The 14,091-nt window shown below is 72.1% G+C and carries 17 protein-coding genes and 1 other RNA gene; 8 read left to right on the forward strand and 10 right to left on the reverse strand.

The annotated features are described in order from the left end of the window. Positions 1 to 105: 105 nt before the first annotated feature. An RNA gene (ffs, locus tag ICW72_RS16235) (signal recognition particle sRNA small type) lies at positions 106 to 202 on the reverse strand. A gap of 333 nt (positions 203 to 535) precedes the next feature. Here ffs and ICW72_RS16240 point away from each other — a divergent pair. Genes ICW72_RS16240 through ICW72_RS16260 form a run of 5 tightly spaced genes read left to right on the forward strand, consistent with a single transcriptional unit; the run spans position 536 to position 2,977 of the window. Continuing rightward, complete coding sequence (locus tag ICW72_RS16240; RefSeq protein WP_191083660.1) at positions 536 to 676, forward strand: hypothetical protein; 141 nt, start codon at positions 536 to 538, stop codon at positions 674 to 676. A 41-nt stretch (positions 677 to 717) separates the two neighbouring features. Next, positions 718 to 864 (forward strand): hypothetical protein, encoded by a 147-nt coding sequence (locus ICW72_RS16245; protein ID WP_191083661.1) that lies wholly within the window; start codon positions 718 to 720, stop codon positions 862 to 864. Between the two features lie 43 nt (positions 865 to 907). Beyond that, positions 908 to 1,831 (forward strand): NAD(+) diphosphatase, encoded by a 924-nt coding sequence (gene nudC, locus ICW72_RS16250; RefSeq protein WP_191083662.1) that lies wholly within the window; start codon positions 908 to 910, stop codon positions 1,829 to 1,831. Beyond that, positions 1,828 to 2,109: a phosphoribosylamine--glycine ligase gene (locus ICW72_RS16255; RefSeq protein ID WP_191083663.1), complete on the forward strand. Its 282-nt coding sequence runs from the start codon at positions 1,828 to 1,830 to the stop codon at positions 2,107 to 2,109. The genes nudC and ICW72_RS16255 overlap by 4 nt, the downstream gene beginning before the upstream one ends. 16 nt (positions 2,110 to 2,125) lie before the next feature. Then, positions 2,126 to 2,977, forward strand: a complete 852-nt coding sequence (locus ICW72_RS16260; protein WP_191083664.1) for a hypothetical protein — start codon at positions 2,126 to 2,128, stop codon at positions 2,975 to 2,977. Between the two features lie 8 nt (positions 2,978 to 2,985). Here ICW72_RS16260 and ICW72_RS16265 read toward each other — a convergent pair whose 3' ends face one another. Beyond that, complete coding sequence (locus ICW72_RS16265; RefSeq protein ID WP_191083665.1) at positions 2,986 to 3,834, reverse strand: prephenate dehydratase; 849 nt, start codon at positions 3,832 to 3,834, stop codon at positions 2,986 to 2,988. Between the two features lie 169 nt (positions 3,835 to 4,003). Here ICW72_RS16265 and ICW72_RS16270 point away from each other — a divergent pair, with 169 nt between their 5' ends. Next, positions 4,004 to 4,555 (forward strand): c-type cytochrome, encoded by a 552-nt coding sequence (locus tag ICW72_RS16270; RefSeq protein WP_191083666.1) that lies wholly within the window; start codon positions 4,004 to 4,006, stop codon positions 4,553 to 4,555. Next, complete coding sequence (gene hisN, locus ICW72_RS16275; protein ID WP_191086297.1) at positions 4,552 to 5,331, forward strand: histidinol-phosphatase; 780 nt, start codon at positions 4,552 to 4,554, stop codon at positions 5,329 to 5,331. Before ICW72_RS16270 ends, hisN begins: the two co-directional genes overlap by 4 nt. Position 5,332: 1 nt before the next feature. On the opposite strand, the gene ICW72_RS16280 is transcribed toward hisN, so the two are convergent. Genes ICW72_RS16280 through ICW72_RS16290 form a run of 3 tightly spaced genes read right to left on the reverse strand, consistent with a single transcriptional unit; the run spans position 5,333 to position 10,204 of the window. Continuing rightward, positions 5,333 to 5,674 carry a hypothetical protein gene (locus ICW72_RS16280; RefSeq protein WP_191083667.1) on the reverse strand — a complete coding sequence of 114 codons (342 nt, stop codon included), beginning with the start codon at positions 5,672 to 5,674 and terminating at the stop codon, positions 5,333 to 5,335. Positions 5,675 to 5,726: 52 nt separating this feature from the next. Next, the gene (locus ICW72_RS16285; protein ID WP_191083668.1) at positions 5,727 to 6,863 is read right to left on the reverse strand and encodes an acyl-CoA dehydrogenase family protein; all 1,137 of its coding nucleotides are present in this window, start codon (positions 6,861 to 6,863) and stop codon (positions 5,727 to 5,729) included. After that, positions 6,863 to 10,204, reverse strand: a complete 3,342-nt coding sequence (locus ICW72_RS16290; RefSeq protein ID WP_191083669.1) for an indolepyruvate ferredoxin oxidoreductase family protein — start codon at positions 10,202 to 10,204, stop codon at positions 6,863 to 6,865. Before ICW72_RS16290 ends, ICW72_RS16285 begins: the two co-directional genes overlap by 1 nt. 104 nt (positions 10,205 to 10,308) lie before the next feature. On the opposite strand from ICW72_RS16290, the gene ICW72_RS16295 reads away from it, so the two are divergent. Then, entirely contained in the window at positions 10,309 to 10,764 is a 456-nt protein-coding gene (locus ICW72_RS16295; RefSeq protein WP_191083670.1) for an Lrp/AsnC family transcriptional regulator, read from the forward strand. On the opposite strand, the gene ICW72_RS16300 is transcribed toward ICW72_RS16295, so the two are convergent. From ICW72_RS16300 to ICW72_RS16320, 5 genes are read right to left on the reverse strand one after another with little or no spacing between them, the layout of a single operon-like run. Next, entirely contained in the window at positions 10,745 to 10,942 is a 198-nt protein-coding gene (locus ICW72_RS16300) for a hypothetical protein (RefSeq protein WP_191083671.1), read from the reverse strand. The two genes, ICW72_RS16295 and ICW72_RS16300, sit on opposite strands and share 20 nt — an antisense overlap. A gap of 42 nt (positions 10,943 to 10,984) precedes the next feature. Beyond that, positions 10,985 to 11,170, reverse strand: coding sequence for a hypothetical protein (locus ICW72_RS16305; protein ID WP_191083672.1), 186 nt, complete (start codon positions 11,168 to 11,170; stop codon positions 10,985 to 10,987). Beyond that, on the reverse strand, positions 11,170 to 11,331 hold the full coding sequence (ccoS, locus tag ICW72_RS16310) for a cbb3-type cytochrome oxidase assembly protein CcoS (protein ID WP_184382752.1): 162 nt from the start codon (positions 11,329 to 11,331) through the stop codon (positions 11,170 to 11,172). The genes ICW72_RS16305 and ccoS overlap by 1 nt, the downstream gene beginning before the upstream one ends. Then, positions 11,331 to 13,658 carry a heavy metal translocating P-type ATPase gene (locus ICW72_RS16315; RefSeq protein ID WP_191083673.1) on the reverse strand — a complete coding sequence of 776 codons (2,328 nt, stop codon included), beginning with the start codon at positions 13,656 to 13,658 and terminating at the stop codon, positions 11,331 to 11,333. Before ICW72_RS16315 ends, ccoS begins: the two co-directional genes overlap by 1 nt. Continuing rightward, on the reverse strand, positions 13,655 to 14,056 hold the full coding sequence (locus tag ICW72_RS16320) for a FixH family protein (protein ID WP_191083674.1): 402 nt from the start codon (positions 14,054 to 14,056) through the stop codon (positions 13,655 to 13,657). Before ICW72_RS16320 ends, ICW72_RS16315 begins: the two co-directional genes overlap by 4 nt. Positions 14,057 to 14,091: the final 35 nt, after the last annotated feature.

The following is a 14,091-nucleotide window of genomic DNA, read 5'->3' on the forward strand; positions in this document are numbered from 1 at the left end:
GGCCGGGGCCCTCGGGCGGGGGGGCTCGGGGAGGCCGGCTTCGGCCTCCGCCGGGCTCATGTCGCGCTCGAGATCGCTGGGCATGGGTCCTGGTGGCGAAAAGACGGTGGAAGGCCGGACACGACCCGGGCAAGAACCCGTTACGGCTGCTTCCTTCCGGACCTGACCGGGTTGGCGAGGAGCCCGTCCGCACCGACCTTCCGCGACCACATATAGCACGCGCCCCCCGCTTTGGCACCCGCCCCCGGTGAGGATGCGCGTGGCGGGGGCTGCCGCCCCCGCGCCCCCGCCAGGGGCCATGGGCCCCTGACCCCCTTTCGCTTCAGTGGGGATTTGGAGGGAGGGGCGTCGCGGGAGCGCGCGTCGTCACGCGCAGGCCATGCCCCTCCCTCCAAATCCCCATTCAAAAAAGCCAAACGGGTTCCGAGGGCCTGGGCCCTCGGCGGGAGGGGTGCGGGGAGGGCGGCGCCCTCTCCGCGGCACCCCTCATCGGCGGGCGCGCGCAACCAGGGGGCGTGGTTCGCGTTGGCCTGACATGGAAAAGATGGACCCTGACAAGAACCTTGATGCCCAGGAAGCCCGCCAGGGCAAGACGCTGGGTGTGATGCGCTGGGTGTTGTTGGCCAGCCTGATCCTGGTCGTGCTCGGCTTCGTGCTCGCCCGGCTGATGGCCTGAGCCCGGCTTCAGGCCGCGGCCGCATAGGGAGGAGACCCGACATGAGCGACCTCGACCCCAACCGGAATCTGAGCGGGCAGGAAGCGCGTCAGGGCCGCATTGTCGGCAATGGCCGCATCCGCCGTATCCTGATCACGAGCCTTGTGCTGGTGGTGGTCGGCTTCGCCGTGGCCTGGATGCTGGTCTGACCGGACAGTTGGCGGGCGTGCGGGGGCGGCCTAGTGTCGCTCCATGCTCGCCATTCCCGCCCAACGCGCCAACGCCTACACCGGCAGCCCGCTCGACCGTGCGGGCAAGCTGCGCGACGACCCGGCTTTCATCGAGGCCGCGCTGGCCGATGACGCCACCCTGTTCGTGCCGGTCTGGCGCGCCCGCAACCTGATGCGCGGCGTGGAGGAGGGCCGGCCGGAGGCTGTGCTGCTCTCCCGCCCGGGTGCGGAGGCGGTGCGGATGGCGGGCGGCCCCTGGGCCTTCCTGGGCCTGTGGGAAAAGCGCCCCGTCTTCGCCGTGGACTGCTCCACCGCCGATGACCCCCTGCCCCTGCTGCCGCCCGAGATGGGCGCCTTCACCGATCTGCGCGCCGTGGCCGGCCTGCTGCCGCCCGGCGAGGCCAGCGTACTGGCCCATGCGCGCGGCATGATGCATTGGCGCGTGAAGCACCGGTTTTGCGGCGTCTGCGGCGGGGTGTGCGAGGCGCGCAGCGCCGGCCACGCCATGGTCTGCACCGCCTGCGGCGCCCAGCATTTCCCCCGGACCGACCCGGCCGTGATCATGCTGGTGGTGCGCGGCGATGCCTGCCTGCTGGGCCATTCGCGCCGCTTCCCCAACAGCGTGATGTATTCGACCCTGGCGGGCTTCGTGGAACCCGGCGAAAGCTTCGAAGAGGCGGTGCGCCGCGAGGTGATGGAGGAAACGGGCGTGGAGGTGGGCGACGTGACCTACCATTCCTCGCAGCCCTGGCCCTTCCCCTCCTCCATCATGATCGGCTTCCACGCCGAAGGGCTGAGCGATGCCATCACGCTGGACGACGAGGAATTGCAGGACGCCCGCTGGTTCACCCGCGAGCAGATTCGCGACCCCGCTTCCCATGGTTTTTCCCTGCCGCGCGCCGATTCGATCGCGCGCCGCCTGATCGAGGACTGGATGTCGGCATGAGGCATGCGCCCTTCCTGATGCTGTTCGTGCTCGCGGCCTGCGCCCAGCCGAATGAGCCCTTGCGCGGCGGCGCCCCCATGACCAATGCCGAGTGCCGTGCCGAGGCCGAGGCCACGCCGGCGGTGCGCAACTGGGGTGCCCAGGCCGGCCCTGCCGCCTATGGCCCGAGCCCCCGCGCCGAGGCCGCCCGGCAGGAGGCTCTGTCCCAGGCCTATCGCGATTGCCTGCGCCGCCGGAACCTGCCCGCGCCGGGTGGGGTCGAGCGGCTGCGACCCTGACCGGGCGGCGCCGGCCATGGGCGTTCGTGCGCTTTTCCTGGCCGCTCTGCTGCTGGCGCCTCCGGCTTTCGCCCAGCCCACCCCGGCCGAGCCGCCTGAAATCGCCCAGATCCGCGGCGAACTGACCGCCGGTTGCCGCGCCCGTTCGGGCCAGGTGCCGAGCTTCGGGCCGAATTTCGTCCGCGTGGCCAATCTGACGCCCGATGGGCGGCCGGATTTCGTGGTGGATGTCTCGGCCATGACCTGCCCGGGGGCGACGGGGGCCTTCTGCCGGGGCCGCGAATGCCCGGTGCATGTGATTGTGAGCTTCCCGGGCGGCACGCGGCGGGTGCTGGAGCGCCTGGCGGAAGGCGTGGACATCCGCCCCGGCGCCGACCGCGACGTGCTGGTCCTGGGGCATGAGGCGCTGGCCTGGGATGGCAACCTCTTCGTCGCCGTCCCCATGCCGCCCGCGCCGGCCGTCGCCGCCACGCCGGTGGCCACCGGCCCCGCCTGGCGGCTGGAGACGGCGCCGCGCGCCACGGCGGCCAGCCCGCCGCTGGGGATGGTGCGGGGGCTGAACCTCTATTGCGACGGGCCGCTGAACCCGGTGGCGGAGGCCGCCTTCATGGGCCCCATGCCGCCGCGCGTGGACATCACGCTGGAGACGGGTGGGCAGCGCCTGCAGGTGAGCTTCCTGCGCCACTCGCCCCTGGAGGCCTTGTGGCGCGCCGATGTGCATGGCGCGCCCGAGGTGGCACGCCTGCTGGCCCATGCCGCGACGCCGGTGGAGCTGGCCGTGGATGGCATGCCCCAGGGCGCGCTGGGCATGGGCGGCGCGGAGGCCGCGCTGCGGCAGGCGTTGGGGCGGTGCCTCAGGCTCAGATAAGGCCGGCTCTACCGCCCCTCATGCGCCACCCGGAAGGGGTGCGCCGTGTAGCAGCCCAGCACCTTCACCTCGCGCGAGAAGAAGCGCAGCTCCTCGAAGGCGCGGAAGAGGGCGGGGTCGTCCGGGTGGCCGTCCACGTCGCAGAGGAACTGGGTCGCGGTGAAGGCGCCGTCCAGCATGTAGCTTTCGAGCTTCGTCATGTTCACGCCGTTGGTGGCGAAGCCGCCCAGCGCCTTGTAGAGCGCGGCCGGCATGTTCCGCACCCGGAAGACGAAGGTGGTCAGCGTGTGCGGCGTGCCCAGCGCGGGCATCTTCCGCTCGCGCGCCATCACGTAGAAGCGGGTGGTGTTGTGGGAGGCGTCCTCAACGTTGCGGCGCAGGATGTCGAGGCCATAGACCTCGGCGGCCAGTTCGCTCGCCACCGCCGCGTCCTCCACCGTGCCCTCGCGCGCGATGAGTTCGGCGGCGCCCGCCGTGTCGGCCTGGATGACGGGGGTGAGGTTCAGCTCCTTCATCACCTTCAGCACCTGCCCCAGGGCCATCGGGTGGCTGTGGGCGCGGCGGATGGTGGCGAGCGTCGCGCCGGGGCGGGCCAGCAGGCAGTGCTCCACGCGCTCGAAATGCTCGCCCACCACCGAGAGGCCGGATTCGGGCAGCAGGCGGTGGATGTCGGGCACGCGGCCGGCCAGGGAATTCTCGCAGGGCAGCATGGCCAATTGGGCGTGGCCCTCGCGCACCGCTTCCATCGCGGCCTCGAAGCTGGGGCAGGGCAGGGTGGCCCAGCCCGGATAGGCCTGGCGGCAGGCGAGATCGGAATAGGCGCCGGGGACACCCTGGAAGGCGATGGTCTGGCTCATGGTCTCGTGTTCAAGAAGGGGTTGCGGGCGTTCCGGAGACGAAACCCGTGCCTTGGGCGGTTGATGCGGCGGCGGGTGGCAGCTATGTGGTCCCGAACGCATAAGTCAGGGCTGGCCTTCGCGCAAATCCGCGCAACGGCCGCCGGGAACGAGGAAGGGTGAGCTCGGCATGAGCCTTGAGTTCAACAAGATCGCCGCGGCCGTGCTGACCGCGGGTGTGGCCTTCATGGGCGCCGGCATCGTGGCTGAGGTGCTGATCCACCCCAAGCGCCTGGCCGAGCCCGCCATCAGCCTGGGTCGCGACCCGGCGGCGGTGCAGGCCGCGGCCGCCCCGGCGCCCACCGCCGCCGCCCCGACGGTCGAGCCCATCGGGCCCCTGCTGGCCGAGGCCAATGTGGACAATGGCGCCGCCGCCGCCCGCCGCGCCTGCGCCGCCTGCCACAGCTTCAATGAGGGTGGGCGCAACGGCGTGGGCCCGAACCTCTGGGGCATCGTGGGCGCCAACCATGCACGGGTGGAGGGCTTCAACTACTCCGCCGCCAACCGGGCCCTGGCCGACAAGCCCTGGGATTTCGAGGCGCTGAACCAGTTCATCGCCGCCCCGGCCCGCGCCATGCCCGGCACGCGCATGGCCTTCGCCGGCATTGCCAACACGCAGCAGCGGGCGGACATCATCGCCTACCTGCGCAGCCTGTCCAACAGCCCGGTGCCGCTGCCCTGAGGCTCGACCCGGCGCTCGTCGCCGCGGCGGAGGCGGCGGCGGATCTGGCGGGGGAGGCGATTCGCCCGCTGTTCCGCTCCGCCCTGCTGGTGGAGGCGAAGGGCGATGCCTCGCCTGTCACCGAGGCCGACCGCGCCGCCGAACGCGCCCTGCGCGCCTTCCTGGCCGAGCGCTTCCCCAGCCATGGCATCATGGGCGAGGAATACGGCACCGAACGCGGCGATGCCGAATACCTCTGGGTGCTGGACCCGATTGACGGCACCCGCGCCTTCCTGACCGGACGCCCCCTCTTCGGCACGCTGATCGGCCTGCTGCACCGGGGCGTGCCCGTGCTGGGGCTGATTGACCAGCCCGTGACGGGCGAGCGCTGGGTGGGTGTGGCGGGCGAGGGCACGCGCTTCACCTCGCCCCTGGGCGGCGCGGCGCGGGTGCGCCCCTGCGCGCGGCTGGCCGAGGCGGAACTCTCCGTCACCTCCCCCGACATCTTCGATGCCGCGCAGCGCCCGGGCTTCGAGCGGGTGCGCCAGGCGGCCCGCCGCGTGACCTGGGGCGGGGATTGCTACGCCTATGGGCTGGTGGCGCTGGGGCTGGTGGATGCGGTGGTCGAGGCCACGCTCAAGCCCTGGGACTGGGCGGCGCTGGTGCCGGTGGTGGAAGGCGTGGGCGGCCGCATGACGGATTGGCGGGGGCACGCGCTGACGCTGGACAGCGCGGGCGATGTCATCGCCGTGGGCGATGCCGCGCTGCTGCCGGAGATCGTTTCGCTACTGGCCTGATTCAGCGTGTGCGCGCCGGCGCCGTGGTGCCGCCGCCGCCGCCGGGCAGGCTGCCCGCCGCGATCGCGCCCAGCGCGGCCAGGGGCACGATCAGCGCCGGCGCCGTCAGCCCCGTGCCGCCCGTGACGGTGCCCAGCGCCGGGGGGGCGGCCTGCATCGGTGCCGTGACTGTCGCTTGCGGCGCGCCGGCCGGCGGCAGCACGGGGCGGGGCCGCGAGACGACGGGGGCGCCGCGCGGCGGCACCACCACCTGTTCGCCAGGCGGGATCACCAGCGCGGGCTGCGCGGCGGCGGGCAGGGCAGGAAGGGCGAGGGCGGCCAGCGCCACCACGAAGCTACGCATGGTGGCGAGGTAGCGCCGCGGGGCAACCGGCGGCAAGCGAAATCCGCGCGGATCAGCCCCGCAACAGGTGGCGGGCGATGATGACGCGCATGATCTCGTTGGTGCCCTCCAGGATGCGATGCACCCGCAGGTCACGGACGATCTTCTCGATGCCGTAATCGGCGAGATAGCCATAGCCGCCCAGCAATTGCAGCGCGTCATCGGCCACGCGGTGGCCGGTGTCGGTGACGAAGCGCTTGGCCATGGCGCAGAAGGCGCCGGCATCGGGCGCCTTTTCGTCCAGCTTGGCGCAGGCGCGCCAGAGCAGGGTGCGGGCCGCCTCCAGCTCGGTCGCCATGTCGGCCAGCTTGAACTGGGTGGCCTGGAAATCCGCCACGGGGCGGCCGAAGGCGCGGCGTTCCTTCACATAGGCGAGCGCGATGTCGAGCGCGGCCTGGGCACCCCCCAGCGAACAGGCGGCGATGTTGAGCCGTCCGCCATCGAGGCCCGCCATGGCGTAGCGGAAGCCCTGGCCTTCCTCGCCCAGCAGGGCGGCGGCGGGCACGCGGGCATCTTCCAGGATGACCTGGCGGGTGGGCTGAGCGTTCCAGCCCATCTTCTTCTCGTTGGCCCCGAAGGAGAGGCCGGGCGTGCCGGCCGGGATCAGCAGCGCGGACACGCCATCCGCGCCAGCACCGCCGGTGCGGACCATGGTCAGGTAGAGGTCCGCGGCACCCGCCCCGCTGATGAACTGCTTGGTGCCGTTCAGCACATAGCCTTCATTGTCGCGCGCGGCGCGGGTGGAAAGGGCGGCGGCGTCGCTGCCGGAGCCGGGCTCGGTCAGGCAGTAGCTGGCGACCTTCTCCATGGTCAGCAGCGCGGGCAGCCATTCGGCGCGCTGGGCGTCACTGCCCCAGCGGTCCACCATCCAGGCGACCATGTTGTGGATGGAGAGGAAGGCGCTGGTGGTGGGGCAGCTGGTGGCCAGCGCCTCGAAGACCACGGCGGCATCGAGGCGGGTGAGGCCGGCGCCACCGCTCTCCTCGCGCACATAGAGGCCGGCCATGCCGAGGCCCGCCGCCTCCCGCAGCACCTCCACCGGGAAATGCCGCGCCTCGTCCCAGGCTTGCGCATGGGGGGCGATGCGGTCGCGGGCGAAGTCCAGCGCGGTGGCGCGGAGTTCGCGCGTGGCCTCGGGCAGGTTGAACATCAGGCCTCCAGTTCGGCCCAGCGGGCGCGGACCTTCTCCACATTCGCGGCCTTGATGGGGCCGAAGCCCTTGATGCCCGCGGCGGCCTCGGCCCAGTCGCAGGCACGGGCGTGGCTCGCGGGCGTCAGTTGCGCCAAGGCGCGCTCGATGCCCGCACGATACTCCGCGATGAGCGCGCGTTCCATCCGGCGTTCGGTGGTGCGGCCGAAGGGGTCCAGCGGGGTGCCGCGCAGCGCCTTGCCGTGGCGCAGCAGCCCCATGGCGCGCAGCATCCAGGGGCCGAATGCGCGCTTGGCGGGGCGCTCGCCCTTGGAGAGCAGGGGCGGCGCCAGGTGCATGTTGATGCGCGTGGTGCCCGTGAAGCGGCGGCCGAGTTCCGCCTGCCAGGCGGGGTCCGTGTGCAGCCGCGCCACCTCGTATTCATCCTTGTAGGCCATGAGGCGGTAGAGCTGCGTGGCGACGGCGCGGGAGAGGCGTTCCTCGCCCGGGATCACGCCGCTCTCGGTTTCGCGCACGCGCGCCACGAACTCGGCATAGGCGCGGGCGTAGCGGGCGGATTGGTAGTCCGTCAGGTCCGCCACGCGGCGCGCGATCAGGCTCTCCAGGCTTTCGGGCGTACGGGGCGCGGCCTCGGCCGCGCGGCGGCCGGCCTCGAAGGCAGTGAGGTTCCGCTCCACCGCGGCACCGTTCAGGGTGATGGCCTGGCGCAGCGCCTCGCGCCCCATGGGCACCAGGCCGCGCTGCCAGGCCGCACCCAGCAGCCAGATGTTGAGGAAGATGAGGTCACCGAAGTCGCGCTCCACGAGGCGGGCGCCGTCCAGCGCCACCACCTCGCGCGCCACCGCGCGGACGCTTTCCAGCATGGCGGGCGCGTCCTCGCGCGTCTCGGGGTCCAGCACGAAGCGGCCGGTGGGCGAGACATTGGCGCTGACCACCACGCGGGTGCGGCCCGGGCCCAGCAGCGGGCGCGCCACCTTGCCATGCGCGCCCACCAGGTCGGCCGCGATGACGGCATCGGCCTGGCCCTGGCCGATGCGCGGATTGGCCACGCTGCCGCCGGGCTGGCCGATGCGAAGTTGGGCATAGACGCCGCCCCCCTTCTGCGCGAGGCCCAGCATGTCCAGCGTCCGCACCGGGCGGCCTTCCATATGCGCCGCCATGGCGAGGATGGCGGAAAGCGCCGTGACGCCCTGCCCACCCACGCCCGCCAGCAGCAGGTTCCAGGCCTCGCCGCGGCGGGGTTCGGGGAGGGTGGGCTCGGGCGGTTCGCCCTCCAGGGTGGGGGCGGGCGGGCGCGTGGGCTCCGCGCCCTCCAGCGTCAGGAAGGAGGGGCAGAAGCCCTCCACGCAGGAAAAATCCTGGTTACAGCCGGACTGGTCAATGCGGCGCTTGCGGCCCCATTCCGTCTCGATGGGCTCGATCGCGATGCAGTTGGAGACGCGCGAGCAATCGCCGCAATCCTCGCAGACGCGCGGATTGATGACGGCGCGCTTGGTGGCGCGCGGCGAGAGGTCGCGCTTGCGCAGCCGCCGCCGTTCGGTGGCGCATTGCTGGTCGTAGATGAGGACCGTGACGCCCGGCGTCTCGCGCAGGCGCCGCTGCACGGCGTCGAGTTCGGCGCGCGGGTGGAAGGTGACGGAGCGGGGAATGAGCGGGTCGCCGCGGTGGCGGTCGGGGTCGTCGCCCACGATGACGACGGCCGCCGCCCCTTCCGCCACCATCTGGGCGGCGATGCGGGGCACGGTCACCTCGCCCTCCGGCGCCTGGCCGCCCGTCATGGCGACGGCGGAGTTCACCAGGATCTTGTAGGTCATGGTCGCCTTGGCCGCGATGGCGGCGCGCACGGCCATGCTGCCCGAATGGGCGTAGGTGCCGTCGCCCATATTGGCGAAGACGTGCGGGGTCTCGGTGAAGAGGTGCTGGCCGATCCAGGGCGCGCCCTCGCCGCCCATATGGGTGAAGAGGTCGCTTTCGCGGTTCATGTCCTTGGCGAGGTAGTGGCAGCCGATGCCGGCGAGCGCATGGCTGCCCTCGGGCACCTTGGTCGAGCTGTTGTGCGGGCAGCCTGGGCAGAAATAGGGCTGGCGGAGGGAGAGGGGTTCCGCCGCCTGGGCCGCCAGCGCGTCCAGCTCCGCCACGCGCGCCGTGAGCTGTTCGGTGCGCAGCCCCTCGGGCAGGGTGGCGGCCAGCGCGCGGAGGATCTGCGCGGCGTCGAGTTCCGCGAGGTCGCTCAGCACGTCCTTCCCGCGAATGTTGGGGCGGGTGGGAAGGTCGTAGAGCGCCTCGCGCAGCTGGGTTTCGAGGAAGGCGCGGCGGTCCTCCACCACCAGGATGGTGTCGAGGCCGCGCGCGAAGTCGCGCGCCGCCAGCGCGTCCAGCGGCCAGACGAGGCCGGGCTTCCAGATGACGAGGCCCATCATCCGCGCCAGCTCCGGCGTGATGCCGGCATCGGCGAGGGCCTGCTTCAGCGTGGACCAGGCCTTGCCGCGCACCGCGATGCCGAAGCGCGGATGGGGCGCGTTCCAGATCACGGGGTTGAGGTTGTTGGCGCGGGCGAATTCCAGCGCGGCGGGCAGCTTGTGATGGCGCACACGCTCCTCGATGGGCAGCGCCGCGTCCTTCAGGCGGATGTGCAGCCCGCCCTCGGGCAGGGGGATGTCCGGCGTCACGGTGGCGAAGCTGGCGGGGTCCACCGTCAGGCTCATGGTGGCGTCCATGGTCTCGGCCACGCATTTGAGGCCGACCCAGAGGCCGGAGAAGCGCGAGAGGGCGATGCCCTTCACGCCATACTCCAGCACCTCCCCCACATCGGCGGGGTCGAGCAGCGGGATTTCGAGGTCGGCGAAGGCGTATTCGCAGCCCGAGGTGACGGTGGAGGATTTGGAGGCCGGGTCATCCCCCGCCAGGGCCAGCACCCCGCCGAGCGGCGCGGTGCCGGCGCCGTTGGCGTGGCGCAGCACATCGCCCGAACGGTCCAGCCCCGGCCCCTTGCCATACCAGATGGCGAAGACGCCCTGGTGCTTGGCGTTGGGGTAGAGCCCCACCTGCTGCGTGCCCCAGCAGGCGGTGGCGGCCAGGTCCTCGTTGAGGCCCGGCTCGAAATGGATCTGCTGCGCCTGGAGGCGCTTGTGCTGCTTCGCCAATTCCCGGTCAAAGCCGCCGAGGGGCGAGCCGCGATAGCCGCTGATGAAGCCCGCGGTGTCCAGCCCCGCGGCGGCGTCGAGCTGCCGCACTATCAGGGGCAGGCGCACCAGGGCCTGGGTGCCGGTCAGCAGGGTTTCGCGGCCGGCGGCGTCCCAGCGTTCCTCGAGCGTGATGTCGGGGCGGATGATGCTGTTCATGGAAGCCTCCCGGGCCTTGAAGCTTGGAAGCTTGCGCGGGTTCGCGCAAGATTTCCTGCCGTATCCTGTTGTGCACTGCCGAAATCCTGGAAGGATCTGCTGCCATGGACGCGATTGACCGCCGTATTCTTCGCGCGCTGCATGGCGAGGCGCGGCTGAGCAATGCGGAATTGTCCGAACGGGTGGGGCTTTCGCCCTCACCCTGCTGGGCGCGGGTGCGGAAGCTGGAGCAGGCGGGGGTGATCCGCGGCTATCGCGCAGAGCTGGACCAGGCGGCGCTGGGCCTGCCCGACACCGTCATCATCGAGGTGATGACCGAGAAGCATGACGAGGCGCAGCTGCGCGACTTCGAGCAGGCCATCGCCGCCATGCCCGAGGTGATCGAGGCCTGGCTGGTGACGGGGGAATATGACTACATCCTGAAGGCCGCGGTGGGCGGCACGGCGGGCTATGAACGCCTGCTGCGCGAGAAGATCTACCGCCTGCCCGGCGTGCGCCACACGCGCACGGCCTTTGGCATTCGGTGCCTGAAGCAGGTGTTCACGCCGGTGCCTGCGTGAACATGCGCGCGGGGTTGGTGGGGCGGCCGCGCGCCGTGGTCAGCATGTGAGACTTCTGCAAAACCGCGCCGCCCTTGACGAATCCGGCCGCGACGCGGCCGGCGCGCCCAAACCAACCTTCGCGCCGGGCACGCCAGCGCACGGCGCGCAAGCCAAGCGCGCGGAGCGCGCGCGTCACGCCGAAGGCGTGCCTCCGGCACGAGGCGCTTGAGGGCACAAATCAGGACCGCGCGCGGTCCTGCGCATCAAAATACCTTTTCACGATGCCGTAGCCATAGAACAGGCCAAAGGCGATCAGCATCAGGCCCCAGGCGTAGAAGAAGCCCTCGGCCACGGTCACCACGAACATGCCGGCCAGCACCATCAGCGCGGCCAGCACGAGGAACACGAAAGAGGAAACAGGCATCAGCGTTTGTCCTTCCTGACATCATCGTCGTCGAAGAGGATGCGGGCGGCGGCGCCGTCCAGATCCTCGTATTGCCCCGAGCGCATGGCCCAGAGGAAACCCAGCAGCCCCAGGCCACCCAGGAACAGCGCCAGCGGGATCAGCCACACCAGGATGTCCATCAGCGCATCTCCTTCTGCAGGCGCAGCGCATTGGCGATGACGGCGAGCGAGGAACTCGCCATCACCAGCGCCGCGATCAGGGGCGTGGCGAAGCCCAGTATGGCCACCGGCACCGCCACGATGTTGTAGAGGAAGGCGAAGCCGATGTTCTGCGCGGCGACGCGCTGCGCCAGGCGCGCGCGCGAAATGGCCTCGGCCAGCGGCAGCAGCCCGCCGCCTTGCAGCACGAAGTCGGAGGCGGCCTGGGCCACGTCCATGCCCTCGGCCGGGGCGGCGGAGACATGGGCGGAGGCGAGTGCGGCGGCGTCATTCACGCCATCGCCCACCATCAGCACGCGCTTGCCCTGGCCGGCGAGTTCCGCGATGCGCGCGGCCTTGGCCTCGGGGCTGGCGCCGCCGCGATGGGCCTCGATGCCGGCCTCGGCCGCCACGCGCGCCACGACCTCGGGCGCATCGCCCGACAGCAGTTCCACCGAAAGCCCCGCGCGCTGGAAGGCCGCGATGGCGGCGGCGGCGTCCGGGCGCAGCGCGTCGGCGAAGCGGAAGGCGACGGGCGCCTGGCCGGGGCGGGCGAGGTGCAACCCCATGCCCGTGCGGTCCTCGCCCAGCCCGCAGAAGCGGGCGGAGCCGAGGCGCGTCTTGCCCTGGCGCAGGCCCTGCCCGGGGAATTCCTCCACGCCCTCGGCCACCGGCGCGTCCGGGCAGGCGCGCACCAGTGCTTGGGCCAGCGGGTGGCGGCTGCGGCGGGCGAGGGAGGCGGCCTCGCGCAGATCCTCGTCATTCCAGGCGCCGGGCAGCAGGCGGGGGCGGCCTTCGGTCAGGGTGCCGGTCTTGTCGAGGACGACGTGGTCGGCGCTCGCCAGCCGCTCGATGCCGGTGCTCGACGCCACCAGCACGCCGCGCCGGAACAGCGCGCCGGAGGTGACGACCTGCACGGCCGGCACGGCGATGGCCAATCCACACGGACAGGTGATGATGAGCGCCGCCACGGCCGGCACCAGCGCTGCCTGCCAGGGCGCGCCCACCCACAGCCACCAGCCCAGGAAGGTCAGCAGCGCGACGACGTGGGCGATGGGGATGTAGATGCGCGCGGCGCGGTCGGCGAGCGCGGGGAAGCGGCCGCGCGCCTGTTCCGCGCGTTCGAGGAAGCGGCCCATGGCGGCCAGCGAGCCGTCGGTGGCCGTCGCCGTCACGGTGGCGGTGAAGGGCGCGCCCATGTTCACGCCGCCGGCCGCCAGTTGCTCACCGCGCGCGAAGCGGCGGGGCAGGCTTTCGCCGGTGGTGCTGGCGGTGTCGAGCAGTGCCTCGGCATCGTCCAGCCGCGCGTCGAGCCGCAGGCGTTCGCCGCTGGCGACCAGGATGCGCGCGCCGACGGCCACGCGCTCGACCGGGATGGGCGCGGGGGCGCCGAGCACCTGCACCTGGCCTTCCTGCAAGGCCAGCAGTTCGGCCACCGATTGCCGCGCGCGGCGCCGCGCCGCGCGGTCCAGCAGGCGGCCGGCCAGCATCAGCGCCAGCAGCGCCGTGGCGCCGTCGAACCAGGTGTATTCGCCGTTGCGGAAGGTCTCGGAGAGCGACATCAGCGTGGTGGCGATGACGCCGAGCGAGACGGCGCTGTCCATGTTCAGCCGGCCGGCCTGCAACCCGCGCCAGGCGCCGCGATAGAGCGGCATGCCCGCGATCAGCACCGTCGGCATGCCGATCAGCGCGGCCAGCCAGTGCATGAGGTGGCGCGACTGCTCGCCCAGCTCCACCCCCACCCAGACGGGCACGGAAACGAGCATGACGTTCATCGCGCCAAAGGCCGCGATGCCGAGTGCGCGCGCGAGTTCACGGCCCTCGGCGTCCTCGGTGGCGCGCAGGCAGGCGGGCGAGAAGGGCGCCACCCGAAAACCGAGCCGCGCGATGAGTGCGGAAAAATCATTGGCGCGTTCGGCCGGGCCTTCCCAGCCGATGACGAGGCGCCGCGTGGAGAGGTTGGCGCGGGCGCGCCGCACATCGGGCTCGGCCGCCAGCGCCTGTTCCACCAGCCAGATGCAGGCGCCGCAGGTGAGGCCCGAGACCACCAGTTCCAGCCGGTGCGTGCCGTCCTTCTGCGCCACGGCGTGCGCGGCGAAATCGAGGTTGGGCGGGTCCACGGGCTTGAGGTTGCCGTCCGCCGCCTCGCGCTTGCGGTAGAAGGCGTCGAGGCCGAGGCCCTGCACCAGATGGTGCGCGCCCTCGCAGCCCGTGCAGCAGAAGCGCGTCGAGCTCGGCGCCCCGCAATGCGCGCAGGCGGCGTAGGATTGCGGCGCGGCCTGTGGCGCGGGGCGGCCGAGGACGCTCATGGGAAGATCAGGCGGTGGCGGATGTCGAGGCGCTGGCCATGGCCGTCCAGGATGTGCCCGCGGAATTCCCACTGGCCGGAGGCGATGTCGGGGGCGGCGAAGCCCTCGCGCGGGGTGGTGGTGCCGAGTTCGACGCGCGTGCCCTCGATGGGGCGCTGGAGGTAGGCCTCCACCACGCCCGGCACCGGGCGGCCCTCGCGGTCGGTGACGGCGAGCGTGATGCGCCCGCCCGCCAGGCGCACGCGCGCCGTCCAGCCCAGGGCATCCTGCCGCGCGGCCTCGGCCAGCACATGGTTGTAGGCGCGGCCGCGGTCATAGGCCTGGCCGGTGGTGAGGCCGGTGAAGCTGCTGATGGCGGTGTAGGCCATGAAGCCGTTCACCACGACCACCACCAGCATGCCCCCACGAAGACCCAGGGGATCCAGCGGCTTTT

Source organism: Roseococcus microcysteis (assembly GCF_014764365.1).
Classification (GTDB): Bacteria; Pseudomonadota; Alphaproteobacteria; order Acetobacterales; family Acetobacteraceae; genus Roseococcus; species Roseococcus microcysteis.

Coding starts and splice junctions, on each gene's coding strand:
- ICW72_RS16265 (WP_191083665.1), bottom strand. CDS start 3,834: ATGAGCCAGACCATCGCCTTCCAGGGTGTCCCCGGCGCCTATTCCGAT.
- ICW72_RS16320 (WP_191083674.1), bottom strand. CDS start 14,056: ATGCTGGTGGTGGTCGTGGTGAACGGCTTCATGGCCTACACCGCCATC.
- ICW72_RS16315 (WP_191083673.1), bottom strand. CDS start 13,658: ATGAGCGTCCTCGGCCGCCCCGCGCCACAGGCCGCGCCGCAATCCTAC.
- ICW72_RS16270 (WP_191083666.1), top strand. CDS start 4,004: ATGAGCCTTGAGTTCAACAAGATCGCCGCGGCCGTGCTGACCGCGGGT.
- ICW72_RS16260 (WP_191083664.1), top strand. CDS start 2,126: ATGGGCGTTCGTGCGCTTTTCCTGGCCGCTCTGCTGCTGGCGCCTCCG.
- ICW72_RS16290 (WP_191083669.1), bottom strand. CDS start 10,204: ATGAACAGCATCATCCGCCCCGACATCACGCTCGAGGAACGCTGGGAC.
- ICW72_RS16285 (WP_191083668.1), bottom strand. CDS start 6,863: ATGTTCAACCTGCCCGAGGCCACGCGCGAACTCCGCGCCACCGCGCTG.
- ICW72_RS16255 (WP_191083663.1), top strand. CDS start 1,828: ATGAGGCATGCGCCCTTCCTGATGCTGTTCGTGCTCGCGGCCTGCGCC.
- ICW72_RS16240 (WP_191083660.1), top strand. CDS start 536: ATGGAAAAGATGGACCCTGACAAGAACCTTGATGCCCAGGAAGCCCGC.
- ICW72_RS16305 (WP_191083672.1), bottom strand. CDS start 11,170: ATGCCTGTTTCCTCTTTCGTGTTCCTCGTGCTGGCCGCGCTGATGGTG.
- ICW72_RS16280 (WP_191083667.1), bottom strand. CDS start 5,674: ATGCGTAGCTTCGTGGTGGCGCTGGCCGCCCTCGCCCTTCCTGCCCTG.
- nudC (WP_191083662.1), top strand. CDS start 908: ATGCTCGCCATTCCCGCCCAACGCGCCAACGCCTACACCGGCAGCCCG.
- ICW72_RS16245 (WP_191083661.1), top strand. CDS start 718: ATGAGCGACCTCGACCCCAACCGGAATCTGAGCGGGCAGGAAGCGCGT.
- ccoS (WP_184382752.1), bottom strand. CDS start 11,331: ATGGACATCCTGGTGTGGCTGATCCCGCTGGCGCTGTTCCTGGGTGGC.
- ICW72_RS16295 (WP_191083670.1), top strand. CDS start 10,309: ATGGACGCGATTGACCGCCGTATTCTTCGCGCGCTGCATGGCGAGGCG.